Raw genomic sequence first — 18,269 nt, forward strand, 5'->3', positions numbered from 1 at the left:
CGAATCAGTCACCCCGGACTGCGACACATCACGGTCGGGCTGCTCAGTATCGGCAAAAACCATCGCCTCCGACTCGGCGGCGAGCCGTTCCGGCGGATCGGTAAAACGGGTTTCGATGACCGCACCTTCGGCATTGATCGACATGACACGCTCATTCGCCGCCAATCCGGTCGAGGTGAGTAGGACCGACTGCCGCTGCATATTCTCGATCGACTTCATTCCGGCCTGGACGGAATCGATCAGATCCATCAACGGAGCCGCCGACATCTCCTTATCGTTCACGCCTGGCCCGCTCACTTCCGCAAGCGCGCCCGCGCGCTGGAGAGCTCCACATAATGAGCACTAAAATTACGAATAGCGTCACTGTGCGCCGCGTAATCCATACGAAAATGCGCGCCCGTCTCATGCGTCCCACAAACCGGCCGCGTCATCAACGGATCCGCCTCCGAGTCATGGGTTCAACCTTCAACCTGTTCTCAGCCACGCCGTCCTCTATTCATTCGGTCCTCGTAGACAACCCTGCTCATACCCGAACGCCCTGCCGTTCCTGGTATCGCTGCTCGAAATCTTCCACGAACGCGGTCCAGGAGGACGGCGGTTCCAGCACGCCGTGGTCTCCGATGTAGAAGATGGCCCGGCCGAACGCGATCTCGCTGCGCGGCACCTGCACATATTCCATCAGCTCGCAGCTGGACCGGTCGCCGTCCAACCCGATCCAGCACTCCAGCAATGAATTTCGCCGTCTCGACGCCATCGCCGTAGGCGGCGCACGGGTTCGACGACTCCCGAATCCGCCGAGCAGCACCGTCGCGCCTGTCGACCAGCTCGTACAGCGTGGATCCACCGCGCAAGGAGCTTTCGAACCGGCCTGTCGACGGCAATATCCTTGGGCCCCAATCAGATGCGGCGGCGGTGAACGCGGCGGAGATAACCGACCAGCGCGTTTGCGTCTGCGGGAAGTCCGGGAACTCGTTCTCCGCCAACACCGCCCACACCCGCGCGGCGCCCGCATCCGGCGACTCGGCGTTGTCCTCCAGGTTGCCCGTGTCTTGATCGCTCACACCGAGATCCTGCCCAGATGCCTGAACGATTCACCAGAGAGGTGATCGTTTTCCATCGCGGCCGCCGCGACGTTCTCCCACGCCACCGCCAGACCTCGGTCGCTGGTCAGGAACCTGCCCGATGGCCCCGAGTTCGCGTGGGATCTCCTGGAGACGCGGCGCGGCATTCGTTATCGCGGCGACAACCGGGTGGTCGGCCATGCCGGCCCTCCTCATCGATACGTGTCGTAGCAGGTGATCTATTTTCACACGGACCAGAGCAGGAGGTTTCCCACTACAGGCGTGTGGGCCAGAGCCGAGAAATCTATATTGCGGCCTCTCGCGCCGACTATCCTTGATGTTTGTGGTGGCGCGTCGTGGCCTGGCCTATCGCCCGCCGCGGGCGACGAACGATTTCGTCGGTCGCGAGGGTGAGCTGGATGACGTCATATCACTGTTGGGGCGTTCGGCTCGGTTGATCACCTTGGTCGGTACGGGCGGTATCGGGAAGACCCGACTGGCCGCGCATGCTGTGGGCCGTTACCAATCGGCAAGGAATGTGTCGGTGCACTGGGTTCGGCTGGCGCGTCTGGCCGCTGGCTCGGATGCCGACACGGTGGCAGCGGAGATCGCCCAGTCGGTGCTGGATGTGGATTTCTCCGGGCGTTCGGTCTGGGAGGCGCTTGTCGACACATTCACCGAGAAAGACGCGGTGGGGCGCTTCCGGCAATCGGTATTGGTGATGGACAACTGTGAGCATGTCCTGGTCGGCGCCGGTGATGTGATCGCCCGGTTGCTGGAGGCGGTGCCGGGGTTGAGCATTCTGGCCACCAGCAGGGAACTGATCGGGTGGGTCGATGAACATGTGATCGTGGTGCCGCCGTTGTCGCGGCAGCAAGCGCTGACACTGTTCCGGCAACGATCCGAACTCACCGGCCGCCAGGTGTCCGGCGCCGACCAGATCGCCACGGCCGGCCTGATCTGCCGCCACATGCACAACCATCCGCTGTATATCCGACTGGCCGCGGCACGCCTGGTGCGTCAGCCGTTGGCGGCGATCCTCGGTGAACTCAGCGGGGAGGACACCGCCGATAAACGGATGCGGTGGTCGCATGGGCCCAGGGTGGGAGCCGACCCGCGACATCGAGGGGTCGGTGATGTGATCGCCTGGTCCTACGACCTGTGCACCGACAAGGAACGCCTGTTGTTCGAGCGCATGTCGGTGTTCGCCGCGGGATACGACCCCGACCCCGACGACGCCCACAGCTGCGCTTTGCTCACTGTCGGGGCGGAACTGGGTGCGATCGAAAGCGTGTGCGCCGACGATCGGCAACCCGGAGATGACGATCACCTCGCCATGCCCTCCAGTGCCGTGACCGCGCGACTGGCCCGAGACGAGATCGAAACTCTACTCGGTCGACTCGTCGATCGGTCGCTGGTGACAGCGCACTTCTCGGAGACCACGGTCCGGTACTCGCTTTTGGAAAGTCTTCGGATATTCGCTCGGCAGAAGCTCGAGCAGCACTCGACCGACCGGGCCGAGGAGGCAACGCGGCTGGCCATACGACATTGCCAGTACTACCGCGACCAAATCGCGTACGCCGCGGCCCATTGGTTCGGTCCCGCGGAGCAAGAGTTGCTGCACCGGGCCCTCACGGCGTGGGACAACATCCTGACCGCCATCGACACCAGCATCCGAACTCCCGGTAAAGCAGCCGTCGGCTTGGAAATCTGTGCCGGGTTGCTCGCGCTACGGTTGCCTTTTTTCAGAGGCCCATTCCGCGAGACACGGCGGTGGACCGAACGCTCCTTACAGGCCACCCGGATGCTGGACCCGCAACCCACAGAACTCCAGATCAGGGCGATGGCGTTGATCGTATGGCTCGCCTTGTGCCAGGGCGAGCACGATGATGCCGAACGGATACTGGAGGACTGCGTGGCCGCCTGTCTCCCGGACATCGACCGCAGACGCGATTGGCGACTGACCGCCCAGACCGATATCGGCTTGCCGGCGGTCGTCGAGCTCGCGTGGGGCACCGAACTGCTGCTGGCCCGCCGTGATGTCCGAGCGGTCGATGTGCTCAGCCGAGCCAGGGAGAAGTGGCTTCAGGTCGACAACCGCGGCGCGGCCGCAACGGCCGACATGTGGGCAGCGCTGGCAGCAGCCGCGCTCGGAAGCACGCGACAAGCCCATCAGGTCACCCGACGCCACCTCGACGAAGCGAGTGCATCGGGTGCATTGTGGATGAAGTCCTGGGCGCAACTGGCGTGGGCGCTCACCTTGACCAAACACGGCAATCCCACGGAAGCCTTGGTTTTCGAACGACAGGCACTGGAACATCAGTTGCCCGCTCGTGATCCGTGGGGCCTGTTCTGGGCGGTGCAGTTTCGGACCTGGTCTTTGGCGCAGTGCATCGTCGACGCGGAAGCCACCGACGCCCCGGACCGCGACATGGTCACCGCATGGGCCACCGAAATCGCCCTGCTCGCCGGAGGGACCGCGACACAACAGGCCAAGCTCGGCATTCACCTCGAAGCGCTGGGGCCCTTCGCCGATGAAGCCGCTCGAGCCCTCGCCGTCGCCCGCCGAGTACTCGGCCCCAAGGCATTCGAACAAGCACACACCCGAGGATCCCGGTTGCGACCCGAACGCAACGAGGTGCAACAACTCGCGATGGGCACCCTACCCACGGCGGCACTGACGGCGCCCCTCCAGGAGGACACCGCGGCGTCGTCCTACTGGACCGAGCTGACCACCGCAGAGCAGGAGGTCGCGACACTGGCGGCGGCCCGGTGGACCAACGCCGCGATCGCGGCGCGCCGGGGAAACTCCGTCCGAACCGTCGACGCGCAGATGGCCGCGATCCTGAAGAAACTGACCATCACCTCGCGCGAGGACATCATCGGATTCGTCCCCAAGGATGTCATCGACAAGGTCCGAGCAGATGCCGTACTGCGACCACACCGACAGCGAAACTCCTGACCCGCGAACCTAGCGGTGACGGTTCGACGTCGGACTCCACCTCGCCCGGAGCGTTGACCGGCGCCTGCCGTAGACAGCCGAGTGCAGACCGCGAAGCCCGACAGGTCGAGCAACCGCCGACCTCATACCGGCGGCGGCTCGCGCTCGGCGGCGCCCGACTCCGCACGCAGTTCGCCGAGCAATCGCTCGGCGAGCGCGGCGGGAGTTTCGGCGTCGAAGACGGTGATCGGCGGCAGCCGCAGGCCGGTGACCTTGTTGAGCGTGTCATGCAGTTCGACCGCGGTCAGCGAGTCGAACCCGAGGTCGAGGAAGGTGTGGTCCACCGCTATCGCGTGCGGGTCGTGGTATCCGAGCAGACCGGCGGCACGCGCGCGGACCAGGTCCTCGACAAGCCGCACCTGTTCGGCCGGACCGAGGCCGGTGAGCTGGGTGCGAAACGAATTCGACGCCGCGACATCAGCGGACGCGACCCGCTGTCCGACGTCGTCGGCCGGCTGAGGCGCGCCATGGCGCCGCTCGTCGTCGGGTCGGGAGTAGCCGGTGGTGTTCGACGGTGTCGTCCGGCTGAGCCAGTACCGACCGCGCTGGAATGGGTAGGTCGGCAGGTCGATGTGCCGTGCTCGGGAACCGTCGAAGAACCTCGCCCATTCGACCGGCAGCCCCCGCACGTACCCGCGGGCCAACGAGGTCGCGAACTGATCGATGCCGCCGTGCCGCCGCCGTACCGTCCCGATGGCCAGACCCGCGTCCGCCACCGTCGCGCCGACCGCGGTTGTCAACACCGGATGGGGCCCCACCTCGATGAAGTAGCTGAAACCCGCCGCCGCCAACGTCTCGATCGTCGACGCGAACTGCACGGGCTGACGCAGGTTGTCATACCAATAGGCGCTGTCGGCTTCGGGACCGGCCAGCTGCCTTCCGGTAACCGTGGAGTACCAGGGGATGTGCGCGGGCTGCCCGCGCAGCTCGGACAGGTCTGCGACCAGACGATCGCGGATGGGCTCCACGTGCGCCGAATGCGACGCGAAGTTGATCTTCACGATATGCGCGGGCACGCCGGCATCGCGATACTGCGCCATCAGCGTGGTGATGACGTCGTCGTCACCCGCCACGACGGTGGTCGACGGGCTGTTACAGACGGCGATACTCACACCGGGATGTCCGGAGATTCGTTCGAAGACTTCCGCGGCGGGAGATTCGACCGACAGCATCCGACCGCTGAGATCAGCGCACAGCACGCCACGGCGCACGATGACACGGGCGGCATCGCGCAAGGAAAGGACTCCCGCGATGTGCGCGGCGGCGATCTCGCCGAAGGAGTGGCCGATGACCGCATCGGGGATGACACCGTGCCACTGCCACATTCGGGCCAGCGAGACCGTCACCGCGAACAGCGCCGGCTGAACAATGTCGGTACGGCGCAAAGCAGATTCGTCTGCGACCGCCTCGAACAATGACCAGTCCACGAACTCGCTCAACGCCGTCGCGCACTCGGCCATCGCCGTGGCGAAGACCGGAGACGAGTCGAGCAGCTCAGCGGCCATGCCCGCCCACTGGGCGCCGTGCCCGGGAAACATGAATACCGTCCGGCCGCGAAGATCGGCGCGACCGGTCACCGCGTAACCGGACCGCTCCGCGGCGAGCGCCGCCAAGTCGGCACGGTCGGCTCCGAACACCACCGCCCGATAATCGAGCTCGGCCCGCGAAGTCGCCAGTGTGTAGCCGACGTCGCTCGGCTCGGCTCCGCCGTCGAGCAGGGACGCCAACCGGCCCGCCTGCGCCGCCAGAGCCGCGGACGTAGCTCCCGAGAAGATCAGCGGCACAACGGGCGTGCGCCCGGCGGGAACGGCAGTGTCGTCGTCGGAATCGACGACATTGTCGGAGTCGGCGACCTCGTCTTCGGCCGGAGCCTGTTCGAGGATGACGTGTGCGTTCGTGCCGCTGATCCCGAATGCGGAGATGCCCGCACGTCGCGGTCGTCGGCTCTGCGGCCACGGCGTCGCGTCGGTGGCCAAGCGCACCGCCTCCGCCGCCCAGTTCACGTGCGGGGAGGGCTCATCCACATGCAACGTCGGGGGCACCACCCCGTGCTGGATGGCCAGCAGCATCTTGATCGTCCCGAGGATGCCGGCGGCCGCCTGGGTGTGCCCGATGTTCGATTTCACCGAGCCGAGCAGCAGCGCATCGCCGCGATCGCGTCCGTAGGTCGCCAGGATGGCGTTCGCCTCGATCGGGTCACCGAGCGTGGTCCCGGTCCCGTGTGCCTCGACTACGTCCACCTCGGACGCCGCGAGTCCGGCATCGACCAGCGCCCGCCGGATCAGCCGCTGTTGCGCAACACCGTTCGGCGCGGTCAGCCCGTTCGACGTGCCGTCGGAGTTCACGGCCGTACCGCGCACCACGCCGAGGACGCGGCGGCCCGCCCGACGCGCATCGGACAAGCGCTCCAGCACAAGGACACCCACGCCTTCGCCCCAGCCGGTCCCGTCCGCGGCGGCCGCGAACGGCTTGCATCTGCCGTCGGCGGCGAGACCGTTCTGCCGGGCGAACTCGAGAAAGGTGGTCGGCGTCGACAGGATCGTCGCTCCTGCGACCACCGCCATCGAGCACTCGCCGTAGCGCAGTGCTCGGACCGCGAGGTGCAGCGCCACCAGTGACGACGAACATGCCGTGTCCACGGTGAGCGCGGGGCCGTGCAGCCCCAGCGCATACGAGATCCGGCCGGACGCCACACTACCGGCGTTGCCGGTCATGGCCCCGATGTCGGTGCTCTTGGCGGCCTCGTAGGTGCGCGGCACGTAATCGGAGGCCATCACGCCGACGAATACCCCGGTGTCGCTGTCGCGCAGCGAGGTCGGGTCGATCCTGGCGTGCTCGAGCGCCTCCCACGTGGTCTCCAACAGCAGCCGCTGTTGCGGGTCCATGGTGACGGCTTCGCGCGGCGAGATCCCGAAGAACGCGGGATCGAACCAGGCGGCATCGAGAAAGCTGCCGCGCCGCGCGTACGTGGTATCCGGATCGACATCCCACCCACGATCGGTCGGAAAATCGTCGATCGTCTCGCGACCGGCCGCCAACAGATCCCAGAATTCGCCAGGAGACCCGATGCCGCCCGGCAACCGGCAGCCCACGCCCACGATGACCACCGGGTCTTCGTCGGCCGGTCGTGGCCGGACCGGTGTCGCGGGATCGGGCAAGTTCTGGGTTGGGCTACCGGCGATCACATCGCTGAGATGGCGGGCGACCAGATTCGGGGTCGGCAGGTCATAGGCGATGGTGGTGGGCAGATCCAAACCGGTCGCCTCGGCCAACGCGGCCCGCAATCGAACGGCGGTCAGCGAGGTCAGACCGTAGTCGGTGAACACTTGGTCCGCCCCGATCGGCTCGGCAGCATCCAGGACGACGCGCGCCTGTTCGCGCACCAACTCCAGCAGCTGCGGCAGCCGCTGTGCCGCCGGCGCCGCACGCGGCCGTGTCACCACCGTCGACCGCGGCCCCGAGCCGACCTGGTCGAGCATCGCGACGAGTCTGCTGCGCGCGATCTTTCCGGTCGGGGTGCACGGCATTTGCTCGAGCACGATCAGCTCGATCGGTATCTTGTGCTCCGCAACGCCTTTGGCAGTCAGGTGTGCGGTGATCCGGTCCAGGGTGACCACGGCGCCGGTGCGCACCGTGACGACCAGACATGGATACTCGCCGAGGCGATCGTCCGGGCGACCGACGACCGCGATGCGATCCATACCCGGCACGTCGTCGAGGAGGGTCTCGACCTCCGGCGCGCTGAATTTCACCCCACCGACGTTGATCAGCTCGGCGTCCCGGCCGCGGAAGGCGATCGCTCCATCGTCGCGCAGGCACGCCCGGTCACCGGTCCGCAACCACCCGTCCGCGGTCAGCGCGGCCGCCATGAGTTCCGGGTCCTCGAAATATCCGGAGCAGCGAAAGGGGCTGCGGAACTGCAACTCGCCGGTCTCGCCGGCGCCGCACAGGCGACCGTCCGCGGCGACTATCCGCGCCTCACCGCCGGAAATCGGGCGACCGACACCGTCGGTCGCCGCTTCCGGCGGATCGTCCGGCCGGGTGAACAGGCCGGCGCCCAGCTCGGACATGCCCCATTGGACGATCACCTCGGCGCCGAGCAGGCGGCGGGCGTCCGCGACGAGCGTGGCGGGCACCGCCGCGCCGCTGGCCCGGATCTCCCGCAATCGGATGCCGGCGTCCGCGGCGGAATCGAGCCGGGACACCACGTCGCGAATCTGGGCGGGCACCGCGAACAGCACCGTCGCCTCGCCGAGGCGAGCCAGTCGGAGGAACTCCGCCACATCCCAACCGCCCAGCAATGTCTGGCGGCCCCGGGTCACCACGCTGACGTGCACCGACAGCAGGCCGAACAGGTGCGTGAACAGACTGCCGCTGAGAATTGCGTCGCTGCTGCGTGAACCAGCGTCCGCGGCAACCGTGACCGCGTTCGACATCAGGCTGCCATGGGTGTGCACACAGATCTTCGGGCGCATCGACGTCGTGCCGGACGACGGCACGAGGACGAACGGGTCGTCCGGTGCCACCGCGACCGGCAGCGGGTCCGCCCCCGCCCACCGCCGTAGCAGGTCTTCGACCAGCGACACAGTGCCCACCGCGGCAGCCACGTCGCCGACGACGAGCACCTGTTCCAGGGCAAGGAATTCCGCGCGAAGTTCCGACATGAGTTCGGTGCGGCGTTGCGCTGTGACGACCATCGTGGTGGCCCGTGTCCGAGCCAACAGCGAGCGCACCTCATGCGCGCCGAGACCCATGTGCAACGGCAGCAACACCGCGCCCGCGGCCGCGACGGCGACGTGGACAGTCAGGAACTCCCAGCAGTTGGGCAGGTGAACCGCGACGACGTCACCCTTCCCGATGCCCAGATCCTGCAGCCCGCGAGTCAGCGCGTCCGCCTCCGCTCGCCATTGCCCCCAAGTCCGATACCCGCCGTCGGTGAACACCGCCGGTTCCGTAGCGCCGGCCTCGGCGGCGGCGCGGAACAGCGCGGGAAGTGTGTGACGCATAAGTAGTCCCGATCTGATCTGCTACGGAGTCCATCCGCCTTCGGGGACGGTCATCGTGAACACGCCGCAGCCGAAACTCAGCCCGAACGCCACCAGCAGGCCCTGCCCGGCCGGACGTCGTACCGGCTCCGCCAGCATCAGCGGAACCGAGCAACCGAGCGTGTTGCCGTAGTCGCGCAACACCCGATACGACGAGACGACTTTGTCATGACCGGGGTCGAGGCCGAATTCCTGACACAACGCGTTCAGAATGCGCACGCTGCCGGTGTGCACGAGCAGAACCGAAGCGTCGGCAGGCGCGGCCAGGTGGCAGGAGTCGTCCTTCAGTGCCATCTGCATGGTCTCTCTGGCATAGAAAGCCCCACGTGGCGTGACGAGGGGACTCAGGGTGTAAGCCCGACGTCCCTGCACCACCGGAATATCCGAGCCGCCGTCCGGCACGGTACCGAGTTCGGCGTCTTCCGGAAGATCGTTCGTCAGGTTCGCCACCGGACCGAACGTCGGTCCATCGCCGTCGGCTCCCAGAACCATCGCCACGGCCGCATCGGCGAACAGGAAGCCGTGCAACACATCGACCGACTGCTGGCGCTGGTCCGGGGGGACCTCCAGGAAATGTCGATAGAAACCAGGAAGCGGCGGGGACAGCGGTGTAGTCGCTTCCGCGAAGCAGACCAGGACCCGTTTTCCCGGATTGCAGGTCAGATACCAGCGGGCCGTGTCGATGGCCTTCGCCATCGCGGAACAACCCATGTATTCGATGCTCAGGTTCTGCGCGGTTCTGGGGAGTTCGGGCATGCGCGCGAACATGTCGCACACCAAGCTCGGCACCAGCCGTCCCGGACTGCTGGACACGCCGAGTACCAGACCTATCGTCTCCACCGGAACATCTGCCTTGGCGAGGCATTTGCGGGCTGCTCTGACCGCGAGATCGACCACGGTGATGTCGAGTTCCGGTTCGGCGCCCTGAAAGAGCACTTCCGGATAGTTGGCAAGAATCGAGTACCGCGTGTCGACGCCGAGGCTGCCCAACATCTCCTCGAGCCGGTCGGACAGATGTCCCTGGCCCGCGTCGAGCAACTCCTCGGTCGAATACGCGGAACGGGGAAGTTCGGCGGCGACCCCGAGGAGATGGGGGTCCACCACGGTGGTGGTCATGCTGTACTACCTCTATCTATCGAGCGCACCTGGTGAATCGGTCGTTCAGAGAATCCGGTCTTCCACGGCGATGCCGAGTTCCCCGCGTCCGAAGTTCGCCAACGCCCGCTCGGCCGCGTTCGCCAGGTGCAGGCTGCCCGCATGCGCGTCGCGCCAATGCCGTTCCAGCACATCGGGGGTACGCGCCGCCCGGCCACCGGAGATCCGAAACAGCAGTTCGATCGCTTCGACAGCACGCTCGGTAGCGCGGACCTGATCGCGCCGGGCACGCAAGCGCACGTCGAGCGGGATGTCCTCCCCCGCTTCGGCGTAGCGAAGTTCCGTGGACAGGTTATGGTCCATCTGCAGAATCGCGGCATCGATCTCCGAGCCGGCACGGGCCAGCTGTACCGGAATGGACGGGTCGAAGGCACGGTCGCGCATGCGTTCCACGAACGCCCCATAGGCGCCCTGTACCGCCCCGATCACGGGTGCGGCGACGCCGCCCGGCAAGATGCTGGTGAACGGAAGCCGATACAGCGCAGGGGTTTCGGCTTGCGCACCTGCGAGTGCGCCATTGTGGCGTTCGGCGTCGTGGATCCGGTGGGCCGGTACGAAGGCCTTGTCGATCACGAGGTCGTGGCTGCCCGTCCCGGCCAGGCCGACCGCGTGCCATACGTCGTCGATCCGAAAATCGCCGCGCGGCACCAATAACGTCAGATGGTCACCCGGTGCGCCGTCGACACCCGGCGCCAACGCACCCACCATGACCCAACCGGCGTGATCACAACCGGAAGAGAACCCCCAGCGACCGGACAGTTCGAACCCGCCGTCCACTGGTCTCAGCTCGCCCGACGGCACATAGGACGTCGCTATCACGGCATCCGGGTCGGCGCTCCAGACATCGCGCTGGGCTTCGGGCTGGAACAAAGCCAGTTGCCACGCATGCGTACCGAAGACCGAAGCGACCCACCCGGTCGACGGACACGCTGCCGCGATGGCCCGAACAACCTCGAAGAACTCCACCGGCGACGACTCGTCGCCGCCGAACCGGCGGGGCTGCAACATCCGGAAGACGCCCGCCTCGGTCAGTTCGCGAATCGTCTGCTCCGGCACGCTCCGCTGTCGCTCGGCCTGCTCCGCCCGCTGCCGGATGCCCGGGACGAGATCCCGCACCTTGTCGAGCGTCTTGCGATGGGTCATAACCGTCCTGCATGGTGTCTGAATCGGGGCGTACGGCGGGCAGTATGGAAGGTCGAAACGAATCCTTACACGGCTGCTGTCAGTGTGCTCGCCAAGCATCCTTCCCACAGCTGGCCAGTACCCGCCTGTTGTGCATGTCGAATTGGCCTGGCAGATTTCTTCGCACCAGATATCCCACGTCGCGGTCGCGCGGGAATTGCTGCGTCGTGATGAGGGCTCACGTGTGATTGAACTACCAGGTATCGACGGAGTCGAAGCCTCCGCCGTCGCTGACGGCTGTGACCTGACAGCCGTCACTGACGGCGGCGACCCGACAGCCGTCACTGACGGCGGCGACCCGACCGACAGTGCCCGCCTGAGTCGGCTGGCCGAATACATCGCCGGGAATTCTTCGCACGCCATTCTCTCGGCGCTGTTGTCCTCGGATCACACCGAGGCCGCGCGCGATCCCCTCTGGGATCGATGTGTTTTCGATCATGGCGCGGTGATGCTGTTTCCGGCAGACGCCGCGGCGCTGCGCACACACCTTGCCGCAGCGGGCTTCCGGCTGGGCGCCACGGTGCCGAGCGTCGTGGTCCAGCACCGGGTCTGCGGTCGCTACGGACTCGATCCCGACGCCTATCGAATTCACATCGCGCAGGCATACCGACATTCGGACGACTTCGGGCGCGAGCAGCGCCTCGAGATCTTCTTTCCGGACGTCCCGTCCGCGGTCGGCGGATCAGGCGTATTCCCCAGGCAGGCGCGGCTGGCCCGCGACGATGAACGGCGGCACAACCGAGAAACCCACTTCGCCTTCGCCCTCAGCGATGTCGATCTGAGCACCTATCTGGCCGTGCGGCACCATCTTGCGGAGTGCGCCCACATGGTCCCGGACGGCGGTGGTTTCAACCCGCACGATCGTAGCCACGGCGCAGGCTGCTCGACTTTCTATTTCACCGGTCCCGGCACCGTGCCCGGGCAGCCGTGGCCTCGGCGACTGGAGCTGATCTGCGGCGGCGAGCAGAAATCCGCACTCGCCGCTCATCTCGGCGAAGACGGCTGAGGACGGCTGAGGACGGCTGAGGAAACGACAGTGCCCGGCTGCGCCCAGGACAGCCCTGGCGCAGACGGGCACCGCTTACGAAGGAATAGGACTCGCTAGGACTCTCGTCCCGCGGCCGACGCGGACCGCTGCCTGCTGCTGCGGGCGCGACGGCGCTCGGCCTGCAGTTCGGCAAGTTCCTGCTCGAGGATGTCGGCCACCCGGAACGAACCGGTGTCGTAGGGGTCCGCCGGGTTGGGGGTGTCCTTGCCGTTCTTGGCGTCGGCGGGCGCGGTGTCGCTCTTGGCCTCGGCGACCGGGCGGGTAGTCGCACCGACGGCAGCGATCTCCGGCAGCGCAATGGTCGGGGCTTCGGAGTCGGACACCATGGTGCGCGGCTTTACCGGAGGCTTCCGCCGGACAACCACCTTGGCCGGGGCGGGCTCTTCGGTCTGCGCCCGCGTCGCCGGTCGGTCATCAGCCTTCGTCTTTCGCGCGACGGGTGCCGCGGCCTTCTTGCCGTTGGTCGAGGGGGCGGGCACAACCTTTGCCGCCACCGGCTCGGTGTTCTCGACCTTCGCAGGCACGATGGGCCGAATCTCGAAGTCGTCCAGCGCGTCGAGCGCTTCGATGCTCTCCGGCAGCACCGGCTTGCGCGATGCTTCGACCGAAGCACGCTCCTTCTCCGCCTGCACCACGGCCACCGGAACGGGACGCTCGTCAGGCTGTGCCGGCACACCGTTGCTGTCCGCCACCGCATCCTCGACGTCGGCCTGGGCGATCACCTCGAGCTGCGTCACCTGGCTCGGCGGCGCGGAATATTCTTCGACGTCGGGCCGGTCGTGCGGCGCTGTCATTTCCGCGGGACCAGGCGTCCGGTACCGGGGCAGCGTGAGCCGAATCTGCTCGGCCGGATCGGGCAGATCGCGGACCTGATCGGTCGCCCTGGCGATGGCGAGGCCGTAGCGCGCGCTGGCGGCGTCGTGAATGAGCAGCGCGACACCGATCATCACTGGCGCAATGGCATGCACCGCAGCGTCGTACCACGAGCCTTCGCGCAGATAGGGGTAGGTGTTGAGGCTGACCGTCAGTGTCAGCAGCGCGATTTCGGCGCTGGCGACCTGGCGGCGGTTGTCGACGACGCCCCACTCGGCGACCTTGTTGGTGCCGATCATGATGATGATCAAGCAGACGCTGATCATGCCTTCGAGTAGATAGCTGAACCAGTACAGCGGATCGGACGCGCCGCCGGGCGCGATGTTGTGCTGGACGTTGACCGCCGACCACAGCATGCCTGCCGCGACGACACCGGCCAGCGCGCGCAGCGACCACGATCGATGCCGGTACAGCGAGGCGAGTTTCGCGTGCGGGCTGGATTCGCGTCGCTGCGCGGCAATCGCCTTGCGGGCGAGCAACAGATCTCGCATGTCGGCCTTCTCGATCGCTTCGGTGGTCTGCCTGGCCCGGTCGGATGCCGCGGCGTCGGCCTGCGCCTCTTTCCAGCGCTGGCCGCGCTCCTGCGTGCGAATCCGTTCGGCGAGCTCACGTTCGGCATACAGCTCGTCCTCCGACAGCGCCTCGGTGAGCGCGGGATCGAACTGGTAGGCGAGCCGTCCGCGGGCCTTCTCGACCCGCCGCGCCAGCTGTGTGACCTCGTCCTCGATGGGATGTTCGATGACCATCAGCGCTCCCCGCACGGGAGATTCGATGGCGGACAAGTGATCACGTATGGCAACGGCACACCCCATTCATAGTCGATGCACCGCTGCCAGCGAAACTATTCATTTATCGAGTGCGGAAACAATTCGGCGTGCCGCGGACGACACACGTGGCGCGAGGTGATTTCACGGGCGTGCGATCGACGTCTGATCAGGCAGACGAGACGGTCTGATCGCAACGCGCGCCGGAGCATATATCGCTCGATGCTCGAGGGGGCGCTTCGCCTACACGGGGGTGCGTGCGCTCTCGTAGCGCATTCGGATACGGCGGTGGCGCCGAGATCCGCCCCCGCGGCGGCACCGCGAGATCCGACCTCCGCCATCGAGGCGGTAGTCAACAGTATGCTGCCGATGAACCCGACCGGACGTCGAGCGATGCTCAGCGGACCTCGAGGAGGGGTATGGACTTCACGCATTCCGACCGAGCCGTCCGTCTCACCGACCAGGTGCGGCAATTCGTGCGCGAGGAGATCGAGCCGCGCGAGCAAGAGCACGCCGCCTTCCTGCGGGACTCGCCATGGGCGGTCCCCCCCGGTGGTCGAAGCGCTGAAGGACAAAGCGCGGGCCGCCCGCCTGTGGAACCTCTTCCTCCCTGATCCGGATCTGGGAGCGGGGTTGAGCAACGTCGACTACGCGCCGATAGCCGAAGTCATAGGCAGTTCCGGCTGGGCGCCGGAGGTGTTCAACTGCAACGCACCCGACACCGGCAACGCCGAAGTCCTGCTGCACTACGGCAGCGCGCAGCAGCGACAGGAATGGTTACCACCGCTGCTGGACGGCACGATCCGCTCCGCCTTCTGCATGACCGAACCCGAGGTGGCCTCCTCCGACGCGACCAATATGGCGGCGACCGCCATCGTCGACGGCATGGACGTCGTGCTCAACGGCCGTAAGTGGTGGAGCACCGGCATCGGCCATCCGAACTGCGCGTTCCTCATCTTCATGGGACTCACCGACCCGGACGCCCACCCGTACCAGCGGCACTCCATGGTGCTCGTCCCGCTGGACACGCCCGGCGTGCGGATCGAACGCATGCTCAGCACTTTCGGGTATCTGGACGAACCTTACGGCCACGACGAGGTCACCTTCACCGATGTTCGACTTCCGATGGACGCCGTGATCGCCGGGCCTGGACGGGGATTCGAGATCGCGCAGGGCCGCCTCGGTCCTGGCCGCATCCACCACTGCATGCGGGCCATCGGGCTGGCCGAACGCGCGCTCGAACTGGCCTGCCGCCGCGGTATGTCCCGCACCGCCTTCGGCAAACGACTGGTCGATCTCGGCGGGAACCGGGAGCGGATCGCGCACGCGCGCGTCGCGATCGATCAGGCCAGACTGCTCGTGCTGCACACCGCCTGGCTGCTGGACACGAAAGGTCTGCACGGCGCGCGCAGCGAGGTCTCCCAGATCAAGGCGGTCGTGCCGAGGATGACCCAGGAGGTGATCGACATGGCGATCCAGTTGCACGGCGGCGCGGGTCTTTCCGAAGATTTCCCGCTGGCGCGGGCGTTCGCGGGCGTCCGGTCGCTGCGCTTCGCCGACGGACCCGACGAAGTGCATCTCGGGATGATCGCACGGCAAGAACTACGCAAATACGGAACCGACCGGTGAGCACCGAGCCGGCCGGAACGGTGTGTGCGGGTGTTACTGGCCGGATCGATCACGTTTGTGATCGCCGAACGGCTCGTCGCGTTCCCGTACCGTCGCGCGGAAACCGGCGGCGGCGGCCCGCGTCTGGAAGGCGTAGCCCTCCCTGGTGTGTCGGGCGATGCCGTCGAACACCGTGCTGATCATGCCGGAGTTGGCGATACCCTGCTGGTACAGCGCCGAGTTCAGCGCCAGCTTGGCCATCATCAACTGGTTGACCGGCATGCGCGCGATCCGCGCGACGAATTCCTCGGTGCGCTCGTCGAGTTCGTCGGCGGGGCACGACTCGACCGCGAGTCCCCACTCGACGGCTTGCTTTCCGGTAATACAGTCACCGGTGAACAGCAGGCGTTTGGCACGCTGGTCACCGAGGCGGTGCGCCCACATACCTGCCGCGGGAATCCCCCAGACCCGGGTAGGCGGGTAGCCGATCTTGGTGTCGTCGGCGCAGATGATCTGATCGGCGAACAGGGCGATGTCGCTGCCGCCCGCCACCGCGAAACCGTGCAGTTTGGCCACTGTCGGCTTGTTCGCCTGCAGCAGGCTCGCGAAACCGCGGTTGAATCGGCTCATCATCGCGTAGTCGATCATCGGGTCCCACGTCTGGGCGGGATTGTGGTTGCGGCCCTGCACCACCGGATCGACGACCGTCCCCGCCACATCGTCCGAACCGCCGCGCACTACGAAACTCTGCTCGGCGAACATGCTCAGGTCGTAACCGCCACAAAATCCCTTGCCGCGCCCGGACAGCAGGATGACGTGCACCCGGGGATCGAGATCGGCGCGCTCGACGGCACGCGCCAAGTCGTGCGGTGTGTCCGGGGTGATCGCATTGCCCTGCTCCGGACGGTTGAAGGTGATGCGCGCGATCCGGCCATCGCGTTCGTAGGTCAACGTCCGGTATGCGCGGTTGCCTTCGGGCTGCGGACGGTCCGCCCATGGCGAGTCCGGGACGTCGGTCCAGTTCCGGTACCACGCGCCCGCACCCACGTCGTCCGGCATGTCGCTGTCGGTCACTGATTGTCCTTTCCGATGGCGGCCGAGTACCCGCGGTCTGTCCGACAACCCTGGGCCGGTCGATCTCGCCATCGCGCTGCTGCGCGGTTCGGCGATGTCCTACAGCTACAGCCGAGCGGGCACGCCGACTCGGCCATTGTCGACCAATAGGCCGAGGTGATAGGCGTCCTGATCGCAGTTGGACATCGGCAACCACCGTCGAGCAACTCATTCGAACTGTGATATGCGTCACTCCGTAACCCGATTGTGCCCTGTCCCACAGCACCGTTATCCTAACTGGGCATTTGAGACCGAAAGGTCTCAACATCGCCTTCGACGGGGCCGGCCTCCGCACGGCACCGGCGTAGGCCGACACCTGCCGGGGAGCGCCTGCGGCGCGTGGAGTATCAGGAGCATCGCCATGCGATCGAAGTTGATCTCGGCGGCCATCGGCATCGCGGCGCTGATGCTGTCGTCTATCGGGCCTGGCAGCGGGCCCGCCTCCGCCGTCACCGATTCGTGCCCGAGCCTGTATGTAGTCGCTATCCCGGGTACCTGGGAGACCACGGATAACCCAGAGGGAGAGCGCCCAGGGCCCGGGATGCTCGCAGCGGTCACGGACGGACTACCCGACTCGGCCCGGGTGGACTACGTCAGCTACGCCGCGACGGCATTCCCGTGGGAGAGCGAAGTCTACGGAGCCTCGAAGCGCGAGGCCGTGGCCAGTGCACGCGGCATGATCGCCGCGATGGCCGGGCAGTGCGACGCGACCAGGATCGCGCTGGTCGGATACAGCCAGGGCGCGGACGCCGCCGGCGACCTCGCCGCCGAAATCGGCACCGGCCTCGGGGTCGTGCCGCCGCACCGGATCGCTGCGGTCGGCCTCATCTCCGACCCGCGCCGCTCACCCACCGACACGCTGGTCGGGCCGCCGGTGCCCGGCGCGGGCGCGGGCGGGCCCCGGATCGGCGGGTTCGGTTTCGTCACTCCGCAGACCCGCACCATGTGCGCGATCGGCGACCTCTATTGCTCCACCGCCTCGGACGATTTCGTGACCCGCTTCGCGGGCTTCCTGGCCCAGACCTCCCATCCGGATCCGGCCTACCTGTGGCGTTACCAACTCGAAATGGGCGCCATCATCAGTGACCTCATGTCCCGCGGCGGGATCACGCTGCTACAGAGCCAACTCTCCGACCCGGCCAATCAGGAACGCGCTCGCCTGCTCGACGAGTTCTACCGCTCCGAGGCGCACACCCGCTACGGCAGCTACCCCGTCGGTGGCGGGAAGACAGCGCTGGCCTGGATGCGCGACTGGCTGCGCTCGCTGGCCTGAACCCCGATCCTCAGGACGCGGCCAGCCGCGAACCCCGCCGTGACGGCGGCGCGCTGCGCGGGTGTGAGCACGTCGGCGAGTATCCGACGAACCGTCATGACATGGTCGCGCGCGACCCGCACCAGGCGCACCGTCATCGACGACTG

The 18,269-nt window shown here is 66.9% G+C and carries 9 protein-coding genes and 2 pseudogenes; 4 read left to right on the forward strand and 7 right to left on the reverse strand.

The window, feature by feature from the left end; genetic code table 11:
• Together AB0C34_RS26820 and AB0C34_RS26825 are read right to left on the reverse strand one after the other, a co-directional pair.
• Positions 1 to 249 (reverse strand): annotated as a pseudogene (locus AB0C34_RS26820) (hypothetical protein); the annotation flags it as partial.
• A gap of 274 nt (positions 250 to 523) precedes the next feature.
• Complete coding sequence (locus tag AB0C34_RS26825; protein WP_357078578.1) at positions 524 to 679, reverse strand: hypothetical protein; 156 nt, start codon at positions 677 to 679, stop codon at positions 524 to 526.
• Positions 680 to 1,398: 719 nt separating this feature from the next.
• Here AB0C34_RS26825 and AB0C34_RS26830 point away from each other — a divergent pair.
• Positions 1,399 to 4,023 carry a hypothetical protein gene (locus AB0C34_RS26830; protein WP_357078581.1) on the forward strand — a complete coding sequence of 875 codons (2,625 nt, stop codon included), beginning with the start codon at positions 1,399 to 1,401 and terminating at the stop codon, positions 4,021 to 4,023.
• A 122-nt stretch (positions 4,024 to 4,145) separates the two neighbouring features.
• On the opposite strand, the gene AB0C34_RS26835 is transcribed toward AB0C34_RS26830, so the two are convergent.
• The 3 genes from AB0C34_RS26835 to hsaA are packed head-to-tail and all read right to left on the reverse strand — an operon-like array spanning position 4,146 to position 11,405.
• Positions 4,146 to 9,068: a beta-ketoacyl synthase N-terminal-like domain-containing protein gene (locus tag AB0C34_RS26835; protein WP_357078584.1), complete on the reverse strand. Its 4,923-nt coding sequence runs from the start codon at positions 9,066 to 9,068 to the stop codon at positions 4,146 to 4,148.
• 21 nt (positions 9,069 to 9,089) lie between these two features.
• Positions 9,090 to 10,223: a 3-oxoacyl-[acyl-carrier-protein] synthase III C-terminal domain-containing protein gene (locus AB0C34_RS26840; RefSeq protein WP_357078588.1), complete on the reverse strand. Its 1,134-nt coding sequence runs from the start codon at positions 10,221 to 10,223 to the stop codon at positions 9,090 to 9,092.
• A 45-nt stretch (positions 10,224 to 10,268) separates the two neighbouring features.
• On the reverse strand, positions 10,269 to 11,405 hold the full coding sequence (hsaA, locus tag AB0C34_RS26845) for a 3-hydroxy-9,10-secoandrosta-1,3,5(10)-triene-9,17-dione monooxygenase oxygenase subunit (RefSeq protein ID WP_357078591.1): 1,137 nt from the start codon (positions 11,403 to 11,405) through the stop codon (positions 10,269 to 10,271).
• A 223-nt stretch (positions 11,406 to 11,628) separates the two neighbouring features.
• Between hsaA and AB0C34_RS26850 the strand changes: the two genes are divergently transcribed.
• Positions 11,629 to 12,450: a hypothetical protein gene (locus AB0C34_RS26850; RefSeq protein ID WP_357078593.1), complete on the forward strand. Its 822-nt coding sequence runs from the start codon at positions 11,629 to 11,631 to the stop codon at positions 12,448 to 12,450.
• Between the two features lie 95 nt (positions 12,451 to 12,545).
• Here the strand turns inward: AB0C34_RS26850 and AB0C34_RS26855 are convergent, their stop codons facing one another.
• Positions 12,546 to 14,111, reverse strand: coding sequence for a hypothetical protein (locus tag AB0C34_RS26855; RefSeq protein ID WP_357078596.1), 1,566 nt, complete (start codon positions 14,109 to 14,111; stop codon positions 12,546 to 12,548).
• A 437-nt stretch (positions 14,112 to 14,548) separates the two neighbouring features.
• On the opposite strand from AB0C34_RS26855, the pseudogene AB0C34_RS26860 reads away from it, so the two are divergent.
• Positions 14,549 to 15,758, forward strand: a pseudogene (locus tag AB0C34_RS26860) (acyl-CoA dehydrogenase family protein).
• A gap of 33 nt (positions 15,759 to 15,791) precedes the next feature.
• On the opposite strand, the gene AB0C34_RS26865 reads toward AB0C34_RS26860, so the two are convergent.
• Positions 15,792 to 16,796 (reverse strand): crotonase/enoyl-CoA hydratase family protein, encoded by a 1,005-nt coding sequence (locus AB0C34_RS26865; RefSeq protein WP_357078828.1) that lies wholly within the window; start codon positions 16,794 to 16,796, stop codon positions 15,792 to 15,794.
• 415 nt (positions 16,797 to 17,211) lie between these two features.
• Between AB0C34_RS26865 and AB0C34_RS26870 the strand changes: the two genes are divergently transcribed.
• Positions 17,212 to 18,123, forward strand: a complete 912-nt coding sequence (locus tag AB0C34_RS26870) for a cutinase family protein (protein ID WP_357078599.1) — start codon at positions 17,212 to 17,214, stop codon at positions 18,121 to 18,123.
• Positions 18,124 to 18,269 lie beyond the last annotated feature (146 nt).

This window comes from Nocardia sp. NPDC049220 (assembly GCF_040647855.1).
In the GTDB taxonomy this organism is placed as follows: domain Bacteria; phylum Actinomycetota; class Actinomycetes; order Mycobacteriales; family Mycobacteriaceae; genus Nocardia.